The organism is Pseudomonas sp. AC355, assembly GCF_979258205.1.
In genome coordinates this window covers 1,548,187-1,568,292 of sequence record NZ_OZ409843.1, presented here as the reverse complement: position 1 = coordinate 1,568,292, position 20,106 = coordinate 1,548,187, and the positions used below count along the sequence as shown (strand labels likewise).

General features: G+C 61.9%; 16 protein-coding genes and 1 pseudogene. 16 read left to right on the top strand and 1 reads right to left on the bottom strand.

Going from position 1 to position 20,106, the window contains the following annotated elements; translation table 11 throughout:
• Positions 1-33 precede the first annotated feature (33 nt).
• From serC to ACZ0AI_RS07375, 13 genes and pseudogenes are all read left to right on the top strand, one after another.
• Positions 34-1,119 (top strand): 3-phosphoserine/phosphohydroxythreonine transaminase, encoded by a 1,086-nt coding sequence (gene serC, locus ACZ0AI_RS07435; RefSeq protein ID WP_463565197.1) that lies wholly within the window; start codon positions 34-36, stop codon positions 1,117-1,119.
• Positions 1,119-2,225, top strand: a complete 1,107-nt coding sequence (gene pheA / locus ACZ0AI_RS07430) for a prephenate dehydratase (protein ID WP_463565196.1) — start codon at positions 1,119-1,121, stop codon at positions 2,223-2,225. The genes serC and pheA overlap by 1 nt, the downstream gene beginning before the upstream one ends.
• Before the next feature lie 85 nt (positions 2,226-2,310).
• On the top strand, positions 2,311-3,420 hold the full coding sequence (gene hisC / locus ACZ0AI_RS07425) for a histidinol-phosphate transaminase (RefSeq protein ID WP_463565195.1): 1,110 nt from the start codon (positions 2,311-2,313) through the stop codon (positions 3,418-3,420).
• 17 nt (positions 3,421-3,437) lie between these two features.
• A complete protein-coding gene (locus ACZ0AI_RS07420) occupies positions 3,438-5,657 on the top strand; it encodes a bifunctional prephenate dehydrogenase/3-phosphoshikimate 1-carboxyvinyltransferase (protein ID WP_463566069.1) in 2,220 nt (739 codons plus the stop codon).
• Positions 5,654-6,343, top strand: a complete 690-nt coding sequence (gene cmk / locus ACZ0AI_RS07415; RefSeq protein ID WP_463565194.1) for a (d)CMP kinase — start codon at positions 5,654-5,656, stop codon at positions 6,341-6,343. Before ACZ0AI_RS07420 ends, cmk begins: the two co-directional genes overlap by 4 nt.
• 139 nt (positions 6,344-6,482) lie before the next feature.
• Positions 6,483-8,165, top strand: coding sequence for a 30S ribosomal protein S1 (gene rpsA / locus ACZ0AI_RS07410; protein WP_225832838.1), 1,683 nt, complete (start codon positions 6,483-6,485; stop codon positions 8,163-8,165).
• Positions 8,166-8,362: 197 nt separating this feature from the next.
• Positions 8,363-9,741: pseudogene (locus tag ACZ0AI_RS07405) on the top strand (Rieske 2Fe-2S domain-containing protein).
• Positions 9,738-10,226 carry a benzoate 1,2-dioxygenase small subunit gene (gene benB, locus ACZ0AI_RS07400; RefSeq protein ID WP_463565193.1) on the top strand — a complete coding sequence of 163 codons (489 nt, stop codon included), beginning with the start codon at positions 9,738-9,740 and terminating at the stop codon, positions 10,224-10,226. The pseudogene ACZ0AI_RS07405 and the gene benB overlap by 4 nt, the downstream one beginning before the upstream one ends.
• A gap of 54 nt (positions 10,227-10,280) precedes the next feature.
• Positions 10,281-11,324 (top strand): benzoate 1,2-dioxygenase electron transfer component BenC, encoded by a 1,044-nt coding sequence (gene benC, locus ACZ0AI_RS07395; RefSeq protein WP_463565192.1) that lies wholly within the window; start codon positions 10,281-10,283, stop codon positions 11,322-11,324.
• 10 nt (positions 11,325-11,334) lie between these two features.
• Positions 11,335-12,111: a 1,6-dihydroxycyclohexa-2,4-diene-1-carboxylate dehydrogenase gene (locus tag ACZ0AI_RS07390; RefSeq protein ID WP_463565191.1), complete on the top strand. Its 777-nt coding sequence runs from the start codon at positions 11,335-11,337 to the stop codon at positions 12,109-12,111.
• Between the two features lie 71 nt (positions 12,112-12,182).
• On the top strand, positions 12,183-13,517 hold the full coding sequence (locus ACZ0AI_RS07385; RefSeq protein ID WP_463565190.1) for an MFS transporter: 1,335 nt from the start codon (positions 12,183-12,185) through the stop codon (positions 13,515-13,517).
• Positions 13,518-13,613: 96 nt separating this feature from the next.
• A complete protein-coding gene (locus ACZ0AI_RS07380; protein ID WP_463565189.1) occupies positions 13,614-14,831 on the top strand; it encodes a benzoate/H(+) symporter BenE family transporter in 1,218 nt (405 codons plus the stop codon).
• A gap of 86 nt (positions 14,832-14,917) precedes the next feature.
• Positions 14,918-16,180, top strand: coding sequence for an OprD family porin (locus ACZ0AI_RS07375; RefSeq protein WP_463565188.1), 1,263 nt, complete (start codon positions 14,918-14,920; stop codon positions 16,178-16,180).
• A gap of 195 nt (positions 16,181-16,375) precedes the next feature.
• On the opposite strand, the gene ACZ0AI_RS07370 is transcribed toward ACZ0AI_RS07375, so the two are convergent.
• Positions 16,376-17,251 (bottom strand): LysR family transcriptional regulator, encoded by an 876-nt coding sequence (locus ACZ0AI_RS07370; protein WP_463565187.1) that lies wholly within the window; start codon positions 17,249-17,251, stop codon positions 16,376-16,378.
• Positions 17,252-17,475: 224 nt separating this feature from the next.
• On the opposite strand from ACZ0AI_RS07370, the gene ACZ0AI_RS07365 reads away from it, so the two are divergent.
• From ACZ0AI_RS07365 to catA, 3 genes are read left to right on the top strand one after another with little or no spacing between them, the layout of a single operon-like run.
• Positions 17,476-18,597, top strand: coding sequence for a muconate cycloisomerase family protein (locus tag ACZ0AI_RS07365; protein ID WP_463565186.1), 1,122 nt, complete (start codon positions 17,476-17,478; stop codon positions 18,595-18,597).
• A gap of 24 nt (positions 18,598-18,621) precedes the next feature.
• Positions 18,622-18,912 carry a muconolactone Delta-isomerase gene (catC, locus tag ACZ0AI_RS07360; RefSeq protein WP_463565185.1) on the top strand — a complete coding sequence of 97 codons (291 nt, stop codon included), beginning with the start codon at positions 18,622-18,624 and terminating at the stop codon, positions 18,910-18,912.
• A 58-nt stretch (positions 18,913-18,970) separates the two neighbouring features.
• The gene (gene catA / locus ACZ0AI_RS07355; RefSeq protein WP_463565184.1) at positions 18,971-19,900 is read left to right on the top strand and encodes a catechol 1,2-dioxygenase; all 930 of its coding nucleotides are present in this window, start codon (positions 18,971-18,973) and stop codon (positions 19,898-19,900) included.
• Positions 19,901-20,106 lie beyond the last annotated feature (206 nt).

Below are 20,106 nucleotides of genomic sequence, written 5' to 3'. Positions count from 1 at the left end.
TGCTGTAACCAGACAGTCAAGCGAGAGTGAATTGTGAGCAAGCGAGCCTTTAACTTCTGCGCCGGCCCGGCCGCGCTTCCCGAAGCCGTTCTGCTGCGTGCCCAGGCCGAACTTCTCGACTGGCAGGGCAAAGGCCTGTCCGTCATGGAGATGAGCCACCGCAGCGACGAATACACGGCCATCGCTGAAAAGGCCGAGCAGGATCTGCGCGATCTGCTGACCATTCCCTCCGACTACAAGGTGCTGTTCCTGCAAGGCGGGGCCAGCCAGCAGTTCGCGGAAATCCCGCTCAATCTGTTGCCTGAAGACGGTACCGCCGATTACATCGATACCGGTATCTGGTCGAAGAAGAGCATCGAGGAAGCCCGACGCTACGGCAACGTAAACGTCGCTGCCAGCGCCAAGGCCTACGATTATTTCGCCATTCCCGGGCAGAACGAGTGGCAGCTGTCCAAGGACGCCGCCTACCTGCATTACGCCAGCAACGAAACCATCGGCGGCCTGCAGTTCGACTGGATTCCCGAGACCGGCGACTTACCGCTGGTGGTCGACATGTCGTCCGATATCCTTTCGCGTGAAATTGATATCTCCAAGTTCGGCCTGATCTACGCCGGCGCCCAGAAGAACATCGGCCCCAGCGGCCTGGTGGTGGCGATCATTCGTGAAGACCTGCTCGGCCGTGCGCGCAGTGCCTGCCCGACCATGCTCAATTACAAGATCGCTGCCGACAACGGCTCGATGTACAACACGCCGGCGACCTTCTCCTGGTACCTGTCCGGCCTGGTGTTCGAGTGGCTGAAAGAGCAGGGCGGTGTGGCTGCCATGGAACAGCGCAACAAGGCCAAGAAGGAGCTGCTGTACGGCGTGATCGACGCCAGCGAGTTTTACAGCAACCCGATTGCCAGCAATGCCCGTTCGTGGATGAACGTGCCGTTCCGTCTGGCTGATGAGCGTCTGGACAAGCCATTCCTGGCCGGTGCCGACGCCCGTGGTCTGCTCAACCTCAAGGGCCACCGTTCGGTGGGTGGCATGCGTGCCTCCATCTATAACGCCGTGGGCCTGGATGCTGTCGAGGCGCTGGTCGCTTACATGGCGGAGTTCGAGAAGGAGCACGGCTGATGACGGATGTAGCCTCGGATCAGGCATTGCAGGCTCTGCGCGTACGCATCGACAGCCTCGATGAGAAAATTCTCGAGCTGATCAGTGACCGCGCGCGTTGTGCCGAAGAAGTGGCGCGCGTGAAGATGGCGGCTTTGCCGGTCGGCGAAGTGCCGGTGTTCTATCGTCCCGAGCGTGAAGCGCAGGTGCTCAAGCGGGTCATGGAACGCAATCGTGGCCCGCTCGGCAACGAGGAAATGGCACGACTGTTCCGCGAGATCATGTCTTCGTGTCTGGCTCTGGAAAACCCGCTGAAAGTCGCGTACCTGGGGCCGGAAGGCACTTTCTCTCAGGCCGCGGCGATGAAGCATTTTGGTCACGCGGTGATCAGCCAGCCGATGGCTGCCATCGATGAGGTATTCCGCGAAGTGGTGGCTGGTGCGGTCAACTTCGGTGTCGTGCCGGTGGAGAACTCCACCGAAGGTGCGGTCAACCACACCCTCGACAGCTTCCTCGAACACGACCTGGTGATCTGTGGCGAAGTGGAGCTGCGTATCCACCATCATTTGCTGGTCGGCGACGCCACCAAGACCGACCGGATTACCCGCATCTATTCCCATGCCCAATCTCTGGCGCAGTGTCGTAAGTGGTTGGATGCGCATTATCCGAACGTCGAGCGCGTGGCGGTTTCCAGCAACGCCGATGCCGCGCGCCGAGTGAAGAGTGAATGGAATTCGGCGGCCATTGCTGGTGATATGGCAGCCAATCTGTACGACCTGACCCGGCTTGCCGAGAAGATCGAGGATCGCCCGGATAACTCCACGCGCTTCCTGATCATCGGCAACCAGGAAGTCCCGCCGACGGGCGACGACAAGACCTCGGTGATCGTCTCCATGCGCAACAAGCCGGGCGCACTGCACGAGTTGTTGGTGCCATTCCATCAGAACGGTATCGACCTGACACGCATCGAAACCCGCCCGTCGCGCAGTGGCAAGTGGACCTATGCTTTTTTCATCGATTTCGTCGGCCACCACCGCGACCCGCTGATCAAGGACGTGCTGGAAAAAATCAATCAGGAAGCCGTGGCGCTCAAAGTGCTGGGCTCCTACCCCAAAGCAGTACTTTAACTGCGGCTCCAGGCCGCAGGTTGCGGGCTACAGGCGGAATCAGGCTTGTACCCGTAGCCTGGGGCCTGCAGCCTGAGGCCCGTTTATGAGCTGTGATTTCATCTCCCTGGCCCAGCCAGGCGTGCAGAAACTTTCCCCCTACGTGCCAGGCAAGCCGGTCGACGAGTTGGCCCGTGAGCTGAACATGGATCCGGCCAGCATCGTCAAGCTGGCCAGCAACGAGAACCCGCTCGGCCCAAGCCCGAAGGCGCTGGCTGCAATTCGTGCTGAACTGGACGAGCTGACTCGCTACCCCGACGGTAATGGCTTCACCCTGAAGACCCTGCTGGCCGAGCGTTGTGGTGTCTCCACCGCTCAGGTGACTCTGGGTAACGGCTCCAACGACATCCTTGAGTTAGTTGCTCGTGCTTACCTGGCTCCGGGCCTGAATGCCGTGTTCAGCGAGCACGCGTTCGCCGTGTACCCGATCGCCACGCAGGCCGTCGGTGCCCAGAGTAAGGTGGTGCCGGCCAAAGCGTTCGGTCATGACCTGCCGGCTATGCTGGCGGCCATCGATGCCAATACTCGTGTAGTGTTCATCGCCAACCCCAATAACCCGACCGGTACCTGGTTCAGCACTCAGGCGTTGCGCGACTTCCTCGCCGGCGTTCCAGAAAACGTGCTTGTGGTGCTGGACGAGGCTTACATCGAATATGCGGATGGCGACGAGCTTCCCAACGGCCTCGACTTCCTCGCTGGTCACCCCAATCTGCTGGTCTCGCGCACTTTCTCCAAGGCCTACGGCCTGGCGTCGCTGCGCGTTGGTTACGGGCTTAGTTCGGCCCAGGTCGCCGATGTGCTGAACCGTGTGCGTCAACCGTTCAACGTCAACAGCTTCGCGCTGGCCGCCGCCTGTGCAGCGTTCGACGACACCGACTACCTGGCGCGCAGCCGTGAAATCAACGCCGCAGGCATGCTGCAAATGCAGGAAGGTTGCCGCGAGCTGGGTTTGGGCTGGATTCCGTCCAAGGCCAACTTCCTGGCCATCGACTTTGGCCGTGATACCGCTGCGATCGATCAGGGTCTGTTGCGCGAAGGGGTGATAGTGCGGCCGGTAGCCAGCTACGGCATGCCCAACCACTTGCGCGTGTCCATCGGCTTGCCTGCTGAGAACACCCGCTTCCTGGAAGCGCTGCGTAAGGTGCTTAACGCGTGACCGAACGCAAGACGCCGATGACCAAGCCGCTGGTTGAACGCCTGGTCGTGGTCGGGCTAGGGCTGATCGGCGGCTCCTTTGCCAAGGGCCTGCGCGTCCGTGGTGTGTGTCGCGAGGTGGTTGGCGTCGATCTGGATCCGCAGGCGCGCCGTATGGCTGTCGAGCTGGGCGTGGTCGATCGCTGCGAGGAGCAGTTGGCTGCCGCTTGTCAGGGCGCTGACGTGATCATGTTGGCCGTCCCTATCCTGGCTATGGAGCGTTTGCTCGGTGAGTTGGCCAAGCTGGATCTGGGTGATGCCGTGCTGACCGACGCCGGTAGCGCCAAAGGCAATGTGGTGCGCGCTGCAGACGCTGTCTTCGGTGGTGTGCCGGCACGCTTCGTGCCGGGCCATCCGATTGCCGGCTCCGAGCAGAGTGGCGTCGAGGCAGCCAACGGCGAGCTGTTCAAGCGTCACAAGGTGATCCTCACGCCGCTGGCGCAGACCGATGCGCTGGCCCTGCAACGGATCGATCAGTTGTGGCGCGAGCTGGGGGCTGACGTCGAGCACATGCAGGTCGAGCACCATGATCAGGTACTCGCCGCCACCAGCCACTTGCCGCATCTGCTGGCCTTTGGTCTGGTCGACTCGCTGGCCAAACGCAACGAGAATCTGGAAATTTTCCGCTACGCTGCCGGCGGCTTCCGCGATTTCACGAGAATCGCTGGCAGTGATCCGGTCATGTGGCATGACATCTTCCTCGCCAACCGCGAGGCGGTGCTGCGCACTCTGGATGTATTTCGCGACGACCTCGACGCCTTGCGCGACGCGGTCGACGCAGGGGACGGGCATCATCTGCTGGGCGTATTCACTCGCGCCCGTGTGGCCCGCGAACATTTCAGCAAAATACTGGCCCGTCGGGCCTATGTGGACGCTATGCACTCGAACGATCTGGTTTTCCTGGCTAATCCTGGTGGCAATGTCCGTGGGCGTATCCGCGTTCCAGGCGACAAGTCCATCTCCCACCGCTCGATCATGCTCGGCTCGCTGGCCGAAGGCACTACCGAAGTCGAAGGCTTTCTCGAGGGCGAAGACGCCCTGGCGACCCTGCAAGCGTTCCGCGACATGGGCGTGGTCATCGAAGGGCCGCACCATGGCCGCGTGACCGTCCATGGCGTTGGCCTGCACGGCCTGAAGGCGCCACCCGGCCCGATCTACGTGGGCAACTCCGGCACCTCCATGCGTCTGCTGTCCGGCCTGCTGGCGGGTCAGCCATTCGACGTGACCATGACCGGTGATGCGTCGCTGTCCAGGCGTCCGATGAATCGCGTGGCCAATCCGCTGCGTGAAATGGGCGCCGTGGTCGAAACCGGCCCGGACGGTCGTCCGCCACTGACCATCCGTGGTGGCCAAAAACTCAAGGCGCTGACCTACACCTTGCCGATGGCCAGTGCTCAGGTTAAGTCCTGCCTGCTGCTGGCTGGCCTGTACGCCGAGGGCGTGACCACCGTCACCGAGCCGGCGCCGACCCGTGACCACACCGAGCGCATGCTGCGCGGCTTCGGTTATGCCGTCGAGTCCAACGGGCCGGTGGCTTCCCTGCAGGCCGGTGGCAAACTCACCGCCACGCGCATCGAAGTGCCTGCGGACATTTCCTCGGCAGCGTTCTTCCTGGTGGCAGCTTCCATTGCCCCGGATGCTGAACTGGTGCTCGAGCATGTCGGCATCAACCCAACCCGTACTGGCGTCATCGACATCCTGCGTCTGATGGGCGGTGACATCACCTTGGAAAACCAGCGTGAGGTCGGCGGCGAGCCGGTTGCAGACCTGCGTGTGCGTGGTGCCAAGCTCAAGGGTATCGAGATTCCCGAGAATCTGGTGCCATTGGCCATCGACGAATTCCCGGTGCTGTTCGTCGCTGCGGCCTGCGCCGAAGGCCGTACCATCCTGCGTGGCGCCGAAGAGCTACGCGTCAAGGAATCCGACCGCATCCAGGTTATGGCTGATGGTCTGATCAGTCTGGGCGTGAAGTGCGAGCCGACCCCAGGTGGCATCATCATCGAGGGTGGTCAGATCGGTGGTGGCGTGGTGCACAGCCATGGCGATCACCGTATCGCGATGGCCTTCAGTGTCGCTTCGCTGCGCGCCACGGCGCCAATCCATATCCACGACTGCGCCAACGTCGCTACCTCGTTCCCCAACTTCCTCGCCCTGGCGGAACAGGTTGGCATGCGCGTGGCAGTGGAGGGGCAGCAATGAGCCTCAATGCGCCGATCATCACTATCGACGGGCCGAGTGGCTCGGGAAAGGGCACGGTTGCTGGTCTGCTGGCCAAGCAACTGGGCTGGAACCTGCTGGATTCCGGCGCGCTGTATCGCCTGCTGGCGTTCTCCGCACGCAACCACGGCGTCGACCTGAGCAACGAGGAATCACTGAAGTTGCTGGCTGCGCACCTCGATGTGCAGTTTCTCGCTGCCGGTGACGGCAAGCCGCAGCGCATCATCCTCGAAGGCGAGGAGGTGACCGACGCTATCCGTAACGAGCAGATCGGTGCCGGTGCGTCCCAGGTCGCGGCACTGCCAGCGGTGCGCGATGCGCTGCTGCAGCGTCAGCGCGCCTTCAACGAAGCGCCGGGCCTGGTGGCCGATGGTCGTGACATGGGAACCGTGGTCTTTCCAGAGGCGCCGCTGAAGGTTTTCCTGACCGCCAGCGCCGAGGAGCGTGCCAATCGACGTTACCTGCAGTTGAAGGCGAAGGGCGATGATGTTAACCTCGCGAGTCTTCTTGATGAGATTCGGGCGCGCGATGAGCGCGATACCCAGCGTGCGGTGGCTCCGCTCAAGCCGGCAGCCGACGCGATCCAGCTGGATTCCACCGAATTGTCCATCGAGCAGGTGCTTGAAAAAATTCTGAGCGAAGTCGCCAATCGCGACCTCGCCGGTTGAAAAGAGCCATTTTCGGCTCGCAGGGGAGGCATACGGGGATACCAGTCCTAGTCCCGTAGGCCTTCTTTTATATGAATAAACCCGCATTGTCTGGAATGCGGAGCAGGGCGAATCCCCGCCCGATCCAACAGGAATCAACATGAGCGAAAGCTTTGCAGAACTTTTTGAAGAAAGCCTGAAAACCCTGGACATGCAGCCGGGTGCCATCATCACTGGCATCGTGGTCGACATCGACGGCGACTGGGTTACCGTTCACGCTGGCCTGAAATCCGAGGGCGTTATCCCTCTGGAGCAGTTCTTCAATGAACAAGGCGAGCTGACCATCAAGGTCGGTGACGAAGTTCACGTTGCGCTGGACGCGGTTGAAGATGGCTTCGGTGAAACCAAGCTGTCCCGCGAAAAAGCCAAGCGTGCCGAGTGCTGGATCGTCCTGGAAGCAGCTTTCGCCGCTGAGGAAGTGGTCAAGGGCGTTATCAACGGTAAGGTTAAAGGCGGCTTCACTGTCGACGTTAACGGCATCCGTGCGTTCCTGCCAGGTTCCTTGGTTGATGTCCGTCCGGTGCGTGATACCACTCACCTGGAAGGCAAAGAACTCGAATTCAAAGTCATCAAACTCGACCAGAAGCGCAACAACGTTGTCGTTTCCCGTCGTAGCGTCCTGGAAGCCGAAAACAGTGCCGAGCGCGAAGCGCTGCTGGAATCGCTGCAGGAAGGCCAACAGGTCAAAGGTATCGTCAAGAACCTCACCGACTACGGCGCATTCGTGGATCTGGGTGGCGTCGATGGCCTGCTGCACATCACCGACATGGCCTGGAAGCGTATCAAGCACCCGTCCGAGATCGTCAACGTTGGCGACGAGATCGATGTCAAGGTTCTGAAGTACGATCGCGAGCGTAACCGTGTTTCCCTGGGCCTGAAGCAACTGGGCGAAGACCCATGGGTTGCTATCAAAGCTCGTTACCCGGAAAGCACCCGCGTTGTTGCGCGTGTGACCAACCTGACCGACTACGGCTGCTTCGCAGAGCTGGAAGAAGGCGTGGAAGGCCTGGTACACGTTTCCGAAATGGACTGGACCAACAAGAATATCCACCCGTCGAAAGTCGTTCAGGTTGGCGACGAAGTGGAAGTCATGGTTCTGGACATCGACGAAGAGCGTCGTCGTATCTCCCTGGGTATCAAGCAGTGCAAAACCAACCCATGGGAAGACTTCTCCGGTCAGTTCAACAAGGGTGACAAGATTTCCGGCACCATCAAGTCGATCACCGATTTCGGTATCTTCATTGGTCTGGACGGCGGCATCGACGGCCTGGTTCACCTGTCCGACATCTCCTGGAACGAAGTTGGCGAAGAAGCCGTACGTCGTTTCAAGAAGGGCGACGAGCTGGAAACCGTCATCCTGTCTGTTGACCCAGAGCGTGAGCGCATCTCCCTGGGCATCAAGCAACTGGAAGAAGATCCGTTCTCCGACTACGTTGCTGTTAACGACAAAGGCACCATCATTCGCGGTATCGTCAAAGAAGTTGACGCCAAGGGCGCTATCATCACCCTGGCCGAAGGCATCGAAGCGACACTGAAAGCCTCCGAAATCAGCCGTGACCGCGTTGAAGACGCGCGTAACGTTCTGAAAGAAGGCGAAGAAGTTGAAGCCAAGATCATCAGCGTGGATCGCAAGAGCCGCCTGATCAGCTTGTCGATCAAGTCGAAAGACGTTGAAGACGAGAAAGAAGCAATCAAGGAAATGCGTAGCAAGCAGGAAGTTGAAACTTCCGGTCCGACCACCATTGGTGATCTGATTCGTGCGCAAATGGAAAACCAGAACTAAGTTCAGGTAATCCAGAAAAAGGGCGACTTCGGTCGCCCTTTTTTGTGCCCGTAGAAAATGCTCCTTTGAGTCTGAAGCACGCTGCAAGTGGGCCTTTGCAGTATCTGGATAGCGATCTGCAGTAAACGGCTATTGCCGCCTCGTACCCACTCTTAATCTGGCTATGCCTGATACAAGAACAACGGAGGGTACGACCCATGACCGGCACATTCGAACGCCTTGCCCGGCAGCTTGCCGAATCCGTCCAGGAGGATCCTGCCAAGGGGATCTTCCGTTGCCGACGCGATGTTTTTACCGACCCCGACCTGTTCGAACTGGAGATGAAGCACGTCTTCGAGAGCGGCTGGGTCTACCTGGCCCACGAGAGCCAGATTCCCGAGATCAACGATTACTTCACCACCCATATTGGCCGTCAGCCCATCGTCATCACCCGCGACAAGCAGGGCGAGCTGCATGGCTTGATCAACGCCTGTGCGCATCGTGGTGCCGTTCTGTGCCGGCGCAAGCAGGGCAACAAGGGCTCGTTCACCTGCCCATTCCACGGTTCGGCACCTTCAGCAACGCCGGCAAACTGCTCAAGGTGAAAGACGCAAAGACCGGCGGCTACCCGGAGAGCTTCGACTGCGAAGGCTCCCATGACCTCACGCGCCTGGCGCGTTTCCAGAGTTACCGTGGCTTCTTGTTTGGCAGCCTCAGCGAGGCAGTTCCGGCGCTGGAAGACTACCTGGGCGAAACCCGAGTGATCATCGACCAGATCGTCGATCAGGCGCCGGACGGCATCGAAGTGCTGCGCGGCAACTCGTCGTATTTCTACGATGGCAACTGGAAGCTGCAGATCGAGAATGGCGCCGATGGTTACCACGTCAGTTCTGTGCACTGGAATTACTCGGCGACCATGCAGCGTCGCAATTATGAAGCCGAAGGCACCCGTACCGTGGATGCCAACGGCTGGTCGAAAAGCGTCGGCGGTTTCTATGCCTACGAGTATGGCCACATCCTGTTGTGGACGCGGCTGATCAACCCGGACGTGCGCCCGGTGTTCGAGCACCGTGAGGCCCTGGCCGCCAAGTTCGGCGACACCCGCGCCGATATCATCGTCGGGCAGACCCGCAACCTGTGCCTGTACCCGAACGTGTATCTGATGGATCAGTTCTCCACGCAGATTCGTGTGGTGCGGCCAATCGCCGTCGATAAGACCGAAGTGACCATCTACTGCTTCGCACCCAAGGGCGAGAGCGATCAGGCCCGTGCGCTGCGTATCCGTCAGTACGAAGACTTCTTCAACGTCACCGGCATGGGTACGCCCGACGATCTGGAAGAGTTTCGCGCCTGCCAGACCGGTTACGCCGGCCAGGCGGCGCAGTGGAACGACCTCAGTCGTGGCGCCAGCCACTGGATCGAAGGCGCCGACGACAACGCCAAAGCCATGGGCATGCAGCCGCTGCTAAGTGGCGTGAAATCCGAGGACGAAGGGCTGTTCGTGCGCCAGCACGCCTACTGGGCGCAAGCAATGCAGAAGGCCATCGCCAGCGAGCGCGCCAACCTGATCGCCACCGACGCGGAGGACGTAGCATGAGCGCCAATCGCCAGCTGATCCTCGACTTCATCTACCGCGAAGCGCGTCTGCTCGACGACCGTCAGTGGGATGAATGGCTGGAGTGCTATTCGAGCAAGGCGGTGTTCTGGATGCCGGCCTGGGACGATAACGACGGGTTGACCGAAGACCCGCAGCGGGAGATCTCGTTGATCTATTACCCCAGCCGCGAGGGGTTGGAGGATCGGGTGTTCCGCATCAAGACCGAGCGCTCCAGTGCCAGCACGCCCGAGCCGCGCACCGCGCACTTCATCGCCAACCTGGAGGTGCTCGAGGAGAGCACCGAGCAGGTTCAGGTGCGCTTCAACTGGCAGACCCTGAGCCATCGCTACAAGAGCACCGATGTCTACTTCGGCACCTCGTTCTACCACCTGGACATGCGTGGCGATCAGCCGTTGATCACCCGCAAGAAAGTGGTGCTCAAGAACGATTACGTGCACCAGGTTCTCGACATCTACCACATCTGAGTCGATGCGCTGCCGCTTAGCTTCTGTGCCCGGTGGCAGCGCCGAGGTATTGCCATGACGTACACCATCGCCCTGAATTTCGAAGATGGGGTTACACGCTTCATCGACTGCAAGGCCAACGAAAAGGTGCTGGATGCGGCCTATCGTAACCGCATCAATTTGCCCATGGATTGCTCCGACGGCGTGTGCGGCACCTGCAAGTGCCGCTGCGAGAACGGCGAGTATGACCAGGGGGAGGACTACATCGAGGACGCCCTCAGCGAAGACGAAGCCGAGCAACGCCTGGTGCTGACCTGCCAGATGGTGCCAGCTTCGGATTGCGTGATCGCCGTGCCCGTGCCATCCACTGCCTGCAAGACCGGCACGGGCAGCTTCGAAGGCGAACTGGTATCGATCACCCCGCACGCCGATGCGGCCCTGGAGGTCGCGTTCGATATTGCCAGCGGCGCAGCGGCGCCGAGCTTCCTGCCGGGGCAGTACGTGAATATCGGCGTACCTGGCGGTACTCAGACCCGTGCGTATTCGTTCAGCAACAAGCCCGGTGAGTCGCGCTTCGGTTTTCTGATCAAGCGCGTGCCGGGCGGGCTGATGAGCGCCTACCTGGATCAGGCGCAGCCAGGCGAGCGCCTGCAGTTCACCGGGCCGCTGGGCACCTTCTACCTGCGCGAGGTGCGTCGTCCGCTGCTGTTGCTGGCTGGCGGCACCGGGCTTGCGCCATTTCTGTCGATGCTCGAAGTGCTGGCCGAGCGCGGCTGTGAGCAGCCAATCAGCCTGATTTACGGGGTGACCCGGGATCTCGATCTGGTACTGGTCGAGCGCTTGCAGGCTTTGGCCGAGCGTTTGCCGGCCCTGGTGTTCATCACCTGCGTGGCCGAAGCGCAGTCCCAACACCCGCGCAAGGGCTACGTCACTCAGCACATGAGCGCGGCGATGCTCAACGACGGCGATGTCGACGTGTACCTGTGCGGGCCGCCGCCGATGGTCGATGCCGTGCGCGCTCACTTCAACGAGCAGGGCGTCACGCCAGCGAGTTTCCATTACGAGAAATTCACCCCGACCCAGGTGGTCAGTACCGATCGACAAGCCCTGTCGGCCTGAGGAGAGCGCCATGCACAAGCGATTCGACAACAAGATGGCATTGGTCACCGGAGCAGCGCAGGGGATCGGTCGGCGGGTGGTCGAGCGCCTGGCTGCCGAAGGCGCGCGCATCGTCGCGGTTGATCGTGCCGAGCTGGTTCATGAACTGCGGAGCGAGTTGGGGCAGGGCGCCGAGCTGCTGACCCTGACCGCTGACCTGGAGCGCTATGGCGACTGTCAGCAGGTGGTGAAGCAGGCCGTCGAGCGTTTTGGCCGCCTGGACATCCTGATCAACAACGTGGGCGGCACCATCTGGGCGAAGCCTTTCGAGCATTACCGCGAAGAGGAAATCGAGGCTGAGGTGCGCCGTTCGCTGTTCCCGACCTTATGGTGCTGTCACGCCGCGTTGCCGGTGATGCTGGAGCAGGGCTGTGGTGCCATCGTCAACGTCTCCTCCATCGCCACGCGCAGCCTCAATCGCGTGCCCTACGGCGCGGCCAAGGGTGGCGTCAACGCGTTGACCGCCTGCCTGGCGTTCGAGAATGCCCGGCGGGGTATTCGCGTCAACGCGACTGCCCCGGGCGGCACCGAGGCGCCGCCACGGCGCATCCCGCGTAACAGCGCCGAGCAGAGCGAGCAGGAAAAGACCTGGTATGGGCAGATAGTCGATCAGACCCTAGAGAGCAGCCTGATGAAGCGCTACGGCACGCTGGATGAGCAGGTCGGCGCGATCCTGTTTCTGGCCTCCGACGAGGCGTCTTACATCACCGGCGTGACCTTGCCGGTCGGTGGCGGTGATCTGGGCTAACGGCTTTACACGATTTCAACAGGACGGCAACGCCGGCCACGGCTTCACAACAACAATAAGAGACCCATGCCATGCGTAACATCGACGTCAACGACGTAATCGACAATGCCCGTTTCAATTCCTTTCACTGGCTGGTGATGTGCCTGTGCGGGTTGCTGCTGATCTTCGACGGCTACGACCTGTTCATCTATGGCGTGGTGCTGCCGGTGATCATGAAGGAGTGGGGGCTCACGCCTCTGCAGGCCGGCGCACTGGGCAGCTACGCGCTGTTCGGCATGATGTTCGGCGCGCTGCTGTTCGGCAGCCTGGCCGACAAGATCGGCCGCAAGAAGGGCATCGCCATCTGCTTCGCGCTATTCAGCGTGGCGACCATCGTCAACGGCTTTGCCAGCAACCCGACCGAGTTCGGCATCTGCCGCTTCATCGCCGGCCTTGGCTGTGGCGGTCTGATGCCCAATGCGGTGGCGCTGATGAACGAGTACGCGCCGAAGAAAATGCGCAGCACCCTGGTCGCGGTGATGTTCAGTGGCTATTCGCTCGGCGGCATGCTGTCGGCCGGCGTCGGCATCTTCATGCTGCCGCGCTTCGGCTGGGAGTCGATGTTCTTCGCTGCCGCGCTGCCACTGCTGCTGTTGCCGGTGATTCTCTACTACCTGCCGGAGTCGATCGGCTTTCTGGTGCGCCGGGGCGAGCATGACAAGGCCCGCGCCTTGCTAAATCGTCTCGCCCCTGCCCAGGCGCTGGGTGCCGATGTGCATCTGAACATCAATGAGCGCAAGGGCGGCGGCGTCTCCGTGCTGGAGCTGTTTCGCAACGGTTTGGCGGTGCGCACCCTGTCGATCTGGGTGGCGTTCTTCTGCTGCCTGCTGATGGTCTACGCACTGAGTTCCTGGCTGCCGAAACTGATGGCCAACGCCGGTTACAGCCTGGGCTCGAGCCTGTCGTTCCTGCTGGCCCTGAACTTTGGTGGCATGGCCGGGGCGATTCTCGGCGGCTGGCTGGGTGACCGCTTCAACCTGACCAAGGTCAAGGTCGGCTTCTTCATCGCCGCTGCCGTGTCGATCAGCCTGCTTGGCTTCAAGAGTCCGACGCTGATGCTGTACCTGTTGATCTTCATCGCCGGGGCGACCACCATCGGCACGCAGATCCTGCTGTACGCCGGCACTGCCCAGCTCTACGGCCTGTCGATCCGCTCCACCGGCCTTGGCTGGGCCTCGGGCATCGGCCGTAACGGCGCGATCGTCGGCCCGCTGCTCGGTGGCGCGCTGATGGGCATCGAGCTGCCGTTGCAACTGAACTTCATGGCCTTTGCCATCCCTGGCGCCATCGCGGCCCTGGCCATGCTGGTGTTCGCCCTGAACAGCGCCAGTGTCGACAAGCTCAGCCTGCAACCCAGCAAGGCCTGAGCGCCATATCCACCCGCACCCTGACCCTTCTCCGTCTCTCTGCATCTGCAGAGCGGCGGGGAGCGGCTGCGGCCGCCCGCTTGACGGAGCGATGCAATGAAGCTGTTCAAGGACATGTCGCTGTCGGCGCTGGTCGCCGGCTTTATCGCCACGGTTATTTCCTATGCCGGGCCACTGGTGATCATCTTCCAGGCCGCTCGCACGGCAGGCTTGCCAGCCGAGGTGCTGTCGTCATGGATCTGGGCGATCAGTATCGGCAGCGGTGTGCTTGGCATCGTGCTCAGCCTACGCTACCGGGCGCCGGTGGTGATCGCCTGGTCAGCGCCGGGCTCGGCGTTGCTGGTCAGCCTGTTGCCGCAGGTGAGCCTCGGCGAAGCGGTGGGCGCCTATCTGGTCGCCAACCTGATCGTGCTGGTGGTGGGCCTAAGCGGCGCCTTCGACAAATTGGTCGCGCGGCTGCCGCTGTCGGTGTGTGCAGCGATGCTGGCGGGCATTCTGTTCAGCTTCGGCAGTGCGCTGTTCACCTCGCTGCAGGAGCAGCCGTTGCTGGTGCTGGCGATGTTCGTCACCTACCTGGTGTGCAAGCGCGTATCGCCGCGCTACGCGGTGCTGGCGGTGTTGCTGGTCGGCGTCGGCCTGGTGATCGGCCGTGGCGAGCTCAGTGCCGATGCCTGGGTGATCGGCCTGGCCACGCCGGTGTGGATCACCCCGGAGTTTTCCCCTATGGCGATGCTCAACATCGGCGTGCCGCTGGCCGTGGTGGCGCTGACCGGGCAATTCATACCTGGCATGGCCTTGCTGCGCAGCAGCGGTTACGGCCAGGTGCCGGCGCGGCCATTGCTGGCAGGCTGCGGTCTGGGCAGCTTGCTGCTGGCGCCGTTTGCCTGCCATGGCCTGGCGCTGGGGGCAATTACCGCGGCGATCTGTACTGGCCGTGAAGCCCATGAGTGGCCTGAGCGCCGCTATGTGGCCGGTGTGGTGGGTGGCCTGTTCTACCTGCTGTTCGGCCTGTTCGGTGCAACGCTGGTCAGCCTGTTCACCGCCTTTCCCCAGGCATTGGTGGCGGCACTGGCAGGGCTTGCCCTATTTGCTGCCATCGCGGCCTCTCTGGCTGGCGCCATGGCGGTACCGCAAGAGCGCGAAGCGGCGCTGGTGGCCTTTCTGGTCACTGCCTCGGGGATGTCCTTTCTCGGTCTGTCGGCGGCTTTCTGGGGGCTGATCTTCGGGCTGTTCGCTCATTGGCTGCTGGCCCATAAAACCGCGCCCGGCGCCGAGCAGGCAGTGCGCTCAAGGCCCGACCAAGCGACGCGCTGAACCCCGATTTCCCTGATCCGGCTCTCCGCGCTGTTTGGCGTGGGGCGCCGCTGTACCCATGCAATAACAACAAGAGCAGAGCAACCATGAGTAAGCATCCAACTACCTTGTGCGTATTTTCCCTGAGCGTTCTGAGCCTGCCGGTTGCCGTGCAGGCCGCCAACGAGGGCTTCGTCGACGGCGCCAGCGCCACGTTGCAGGCTCGTAACTACTACTTCAGCCGGGATTTTTCCGACATCGTCGGCGCCAACCGGCAATCTAAGGCCGAGGAGTGGGCCCAGGGCTTCATCCTCGACTTCAAGTCCGGCTACACGCCCGGCGTGCTCGGCTTCGGCCTGGACGCCCAGGGGCTGCTCGGTATCAAGCTCGACAGCAGTCGTGATCGGGTCAATACCGGGCTATTGCCGGTGCGCGACAACGGCGAGGCGGCCGATGAATACAGTCGTTTGGGGGTAGCGCTGAAGGCCCGCCTTTCGCAGACCGAACTGCGCGTCGGTGAACTGCAACCCAACCTGCCGGTGCTGACCTTCAGCGATATTCGCCTGCTGCCGCCGAGTTACCAGGGCGCCTCGCTGGTGTCGCGTGAGATCGACGGCCTGACCCTGCAGGGCGGCCACTTGCGCTCCACCAGCCTGCGCAACGAGGCTGGCGACGACAAACTGCAGGCCATGCTCGGCCACGTGCCGCAGCGCCAGGTCAGCAGTGATGCGTTCAACTATGTGGGCGCCGACTACGCCTTCAACGACAAACGCACCACCGCCAGCCTGTGGTTCGCGCAACTCGAGGACATCTACAACCAGCGCTTCGCCGGCCTCAAGCACAGCGAGCCAATGGGCTCCTGGACGTTGGGCGCCAACCTTGGTTATTTCGACAGCCAGGAAGACGGTGACCGGCTGCTCGGCGATATCGACAACCAGGCGTTCTACTCGCTGATTTCGGCCAAGCATGGCGGGCATACCTTTTATGTCGGCTACCAGGCGATGTTCGGCGACAACCCGTTCCCGCGGGTATTCGCCAACGTCACGCCGTTGGGCAACGAGGTGCCGACTTACGAGTTCGCCTACACCGACGAGCGCTCCTGGCAGGCGCGTTATGACTACGACTTTGCCGCGCTCGGCGTACCCGGCCTGACCACCACGGTGCGCTATATCCGCGGCAATAATGTCGACACCGGCCGTGGCTTCGAAGGCAAGGATCGCGAGCGCGATCTGGATATCGGCTACGTGGTGCAGAGCGGGGTGCTCAAAGGGGTGGGCGTGCGCGTGCGTAACGTCGAGGCACGCTCCAACTATCGCAGCGATATCGACGAGAACCGTTTGATCCTTTCGTACACCTGGACATTGCTCTGAGTACCTGCAACTAGCGGCCGGCAATCCCTCAAGATCAACAGGGGTACGCAAAATCGGCCTCTTTGCAGTACCCATGGGAGCGGGCCAAGCCCGCGATTTTTCGCGCGCATGGACTAGGCGTCCCCGCGCGCTCCCACAGCGGGTTGCTTAGTGGCCATTACGGCTGTGCTGAAGGGCTCGGTGCGTCAATCGCTCTTACTCGCTGTCCAGATTCTTCACCAGCTTCAGGCAGCGTTTGAGCAGCGGTGAGTCGTCGTCCTTGCGGTAGCTGATCACGATCGGCGAGGTAGCCGTTGCGTCTAGCAGCGGCGTGTAGCCGATGTCATCGCGGTGCAGGCGCTGCACTGAGGCTGGCACCAGGCTGATGCCGATGCCGGCTGCTACCAGGCCAATGGCCGTCTGCAGCTCGTTGGTCATTTGTGCCACGCGAATCTTCAGGCCGTTACGGGCGAACAGGGCGAGTACGTGGTCGGCGTAGCTGGGTCTAGGTGACGCTGGGTAAAGCACGAAGGGTTCGCGTGCCAGTTCCTCCAGCGAAGCCGGAGCGGCCAGCAGTCGGTGGCCGGCGGGCAGGGCGGCGACCAATGGGTCCTGGCGAATCACTTCCTGGACGATGGCCGGATCCTCGATATGAATGCGCCCGAAGCCGATATCGATACGGCCGCGTTTGAGCGCTTCCACCTGGGGCAAGGTGGTCAGCTCGGACAACCCCAGTTCGATGGCCGCTTCAGCACGCAGCTGGCGGATCAGCTCTGGCAGCGCGCCATACAGGGTCGACGGCGCGAAGCCGATACCGAACCAGCGGCGTTGCCCTTCGGCGATACGTCGGGTGTCATCGCTGACGCGTCCCAACTGCTCGAGCAACTGCACGGAATGTTCATAGAAGAACCGCCCGGCCTCGGTCAGGCGCAACGGCCTGCCGCGCTCGATCAACGCCACGCCCAGCTCGTCCTCCAATTGCTGAATCTGTCGGCTCAGCGGCGGCTGAGCGATATGCAGGCGTTCGGCTGCGCGGGTGAAATTCAGGGTTTCCGCGAGCACGCGGAAGTAACGCAAGTGGCGCAGCTCCATGATACCTCCAAGGTATGAAACCAGACCGATTCAATATTGGACTGCCTGATTTGCTGAGGTCAATCTGTGCCCAGACAAAAATAAAACCTGAAGGATATGCTCGTGCTCACTCGCATCCTTTGTTCTTCTGCTCCTCTGCTGCCGTCCGGCCTCGTGAACGAGGCGCCCCAGCGCATCGCTTCGCTGGCGCCTGCCCGTTGCCCCTTGCACACGGATCACCGCCCATGAGCCTCCCGCTGATCGAAAGCCTCGAGACCCTGATCGTCGACCTGCCGACCATTCGCCCGCACAAGCTGGCCATGCACACCATGCAGCACCAGACCCTGGTGATTCTGCGTCTGCGCTGCAGTGATGGCATCGAAGGCGTCGGTGAAGCCACCACCATTGGTGGCCTGGCCTATGCCGGGGAAAGCCCGGAAAGCATCAAGACCAACATCGATACCTACTTCGCACCGCTGCTGATCGGCCAGCCGGCTGGCAACATCAACGCCGCCATGCTGCGCATCGACCGCAGCGTGCGCGCCAACACTTTTGCTCGCTCGGCAGTGGAAACCGCGTTGCTCGATGCCCAGGGCAAGCGCCTTGGTCTGCCGGTTGCCGAGCTGCTTGGTGGTCGGGTGCGTGACGGCCTGGAAGTCGCCTGGACGCTGGCCAGCGGTGATACCACCAAGGACATCGACGAAGCCGAGCGCATGCTCGACCTGCGTCGCCACCGGATTTTCAAGCTGAAGATCGGCAGCCGCGATGCAGCGCTGGATATCGCCCACGTGGCGGCGATCAAGCGCGCATTGGGCGACCGGGCCAGCGTGCGGGTAGACGTCAACCAGGCGTGGAGCGAGGCAGTGGCCATTCGTGCCTGCCAGGCGCTCGGTGATGCCGGCGTCGACCTGATCGAGCAACCGATTGCCCGCCAGGATGTGCAGGCCCAGGCGCGCGTCAGTGCCCGCAGCCCGACGCCAATCATGGCCGACGAAGCCATCGAAAGCGTGGAAGACAGCTTCAATCTGGCCCGTGGCGGCGCCGCACCGGTGTTCGCCCTGAAGATCGCCAAGAATGGTGGCCCGCGTGCCGTGCTGCGCAGCGCCTATATCGCCGAAGCGGCGGGTATCGCCCTGTACGGCGGCACCATGCTCGAAGGCAGCGTCGGCACCTTGGCCTCGGCCCATGCCTTCGCCACGCTGAGCAAGCTGGAATGGCACACCGAGCTGTTCGGCCCGCTGCTGCTGACCGAGGACATTTTGGTCAACGTGCCGGTGTACCGCGATTTCGAACTGAAAATTCCGACCACGCCCGGCCTTGGCGTGGAGCTCGACGAAGAGCGCCTGCAGCGTTTCTGCCGCCGCTGAACCTGAATCCCAAAGGAGCTAGCCATGCTGTTTCACGTACGCATGACCGTAAAACTGCCGACCGACATGCCCGCCGAGCAGACCGCGTGTCTCAAGGCTGACGAGAAGGAGTTGGCCCAGCGCCTGCAGCGCGACGGCACCTGGCGTCACCTCTGGCGCATCGCCGGGCTTTACGCCAATGTCAGCATTTTCGACGTGGCCGATGCCCAGGCTTTGCATGACACGCTGATGCAATTGCCGCTGTACCCGTACATGGACATCGAGGTCATGGCGCTGTGTCGCCACCCATCCTCGATCCACGATGACGATCGCTGATCGGCGCCATTCGCTCGCCTGATCCGATCCAGACAATAACAAGATGAGGAAAAACGCCATGACCGTTCGTATCGCCCAGACCGTTGAAGTGCAGAAGTTCTTCGAGGAAGCCGCCGGCTTCACCAATGACGGCGGCAACGCCCGCATGAAAACGGTGATTCACCGTGTACTGAACGACACGGCGAAGATCATCGAAGACCTGCAGATCACCCCGGAAGAGTTCTGGAAAGCAGTGAACTACCTCAACGAGCTCGGCTCTCGCCAGGAAGCGGGTCTGGTGGTCGCGGGGCTGGGTATCGAGCATTACCTCGACATGCTGATGGACGCCGAAGACGAGCAGGCCGGCCACACCGGCGGCACACCGCGCACCATCGAAGGCCCGCTGTACGTGGCTGGCGCGCCGCTGAGCAAGGGCGAAGCCCGTCTGGACGACGGCAAGGACGCAGGCACGCCGCTGTTCATGCAGGGCCGGGTGTTCGACACCGATGGCAAGCCGCTGGCTGGCGCTATCGTCGACGTATGGCACGCCAACACCGGTGGTACCTACTCGTACTTCGACCCTACGCAATCGGAGTTCAACCTGCGCCGCCGCATCGAGACCGACGCCGAAGGCCGCTATCGTTTCCGCAGCATCGTACCTTCCGGCTATGGCTGCCCGCCCGATGGCCCGACCCAGCAACTGCTCGACCAGCTAGGTCGCCATGGCCAGCGTCCGGCGCACGTGCACTTCTTCATTTCGGCGCAGGGCCATCGTCACCTCACCACCCAGATCAACCTGGATGGCGACAAGTACCTGCACGACGACTTCGCCTACGCCACCCGTGATGAGCTGATCGCCCGAATCGACTTCTTCGATGACGCCGCGCGTGCCAAGATCCATGGTGTGGAAGGGCGCTTCGCCGAAATCGAATTTGATTTCACCCTGCAGTCCACCGCCGAGCCCAAGGCCCAGCAACGCCACGAGCGAGTGCGGGCGCTGGAGGTTTGAAGTAGCTAATCAGGCCCAGCCTGAAGCCTGGCGAGCCAGCGTTACCCCCTGCGACAGGGGGTAATCGCGTTTGGCTGACACGCTTGGATAGCCGTTTCACCCCGCCTGGCCTGCAAGATGTAACCCTTTGTCTCGCCGTTGTATCGCGGCACCGGGGGATGGTTAGAATCGCCGAGTGATTAGCGGATTGCCGGTCGCCGGCGGTC

Bases quoted from the DNA above. Each gene is read 5' to 3' on its own strand.
- pheA (WP_463565196.1), top strand. From the start codon at position 1,119: ATGACGGATGTAGCCTCGGATCAGGCATTGCAGGCTCTGCGCGTACGC.
- hisC (WP_463565195.1), top strand. From the start codon at position 2,311: ATGAGCTGTGATTTCATCTCCCTGGCCCAGCCAGGCGTGCAGAAACTT.
- ACZ0AI_RS07420 (WP_463566069.1), top strand. From the start codon at position 3,438: ATGACCAAGCCGCTGGTTGAACGCCTGGTCGTGGTCGGGCTAGGGCTG.
- cmk (WP_463565194.1), top strand. From the start codon at position 5,654: ATGAGCCTCAATGCGCCGATCATCACTATCGACGGGCCGAGTGGCTCG.
- rpsA (WP_225832838.1), top strand. From the start codon at position 6,483: ATGAGCGAAAGCTTTGCAGAACTTTTTGAAGAAAGCCTGAAAACCCTG.
- benB (WP_463565193.1), top strand. From the start codon at position 9,738: ATGAGCGCCAATCGCCAGCTGATCCTCGACTTCATCTACCGCGAAGCG.
- benC (WP_463565192.1), top strand. From the start codon at position 10,281: ATGACGTACACCATCGCCCTGAATTTCGAAGATGGGGTTACACGCTTC.
- ACZ0AI_RS07390 (WP_463565191.1), top strand. From the start codon at position 11,335: ATGCACAAGCGATTCGACAACAAGATGGCATTGGTCACCGGAGCAGCG.
- ACZ0AI_RS07385 (WP_463565190.1), top strand. From the start codon at position 12,183: ATGCGTAACATCGACGTCAACGACGTAATCGACAATGCCCGTTTCAAT.
- ACZ0AI_RS07380 (WP_463565189.1), top strand. From the start codon at position 13,614: ATGAAGCTGTTCAAGGACATGTCGCTGTCGGCGCTGGTCGCCGGCTTT.
- ACZ0AI_RS07375 (WP_463565188.1), top strand. From the start codon at position 14,918: ATGAGTAAGCATCCAACTACCTTGTGCGTATTTTCCCTGAGCGTTCTG.
- ACZ0AI_RS07370 (WP_463565187.1), bottom strand. From the start codon at position 17,251: ATGGAGCTGCGCCACTTGCGTTACTTCCGCGTGCTCGCGGAAACCCTG.
- ACZ0AI_RS07365 (WP_463565186.1), top strand. From the start codon at position 17,476: ATGAGCCTCCCGCTGATCGAAAGCCTCGAGACCCTGATCGTCGACCTG.
- catC (WP_463565185.1), top strand. From the start codon at position 18,622: ATGCTGTTTCACGTACGCATGACCGTAAAACTGCCGACCGACATGCCC.
- catA (WP_463565184.1), top strand. From the start codon at position 18,971: ATGACCGTTCGTATCGCCCAGACCGTTGAAGTGCAGAAGTTCTTCGAG.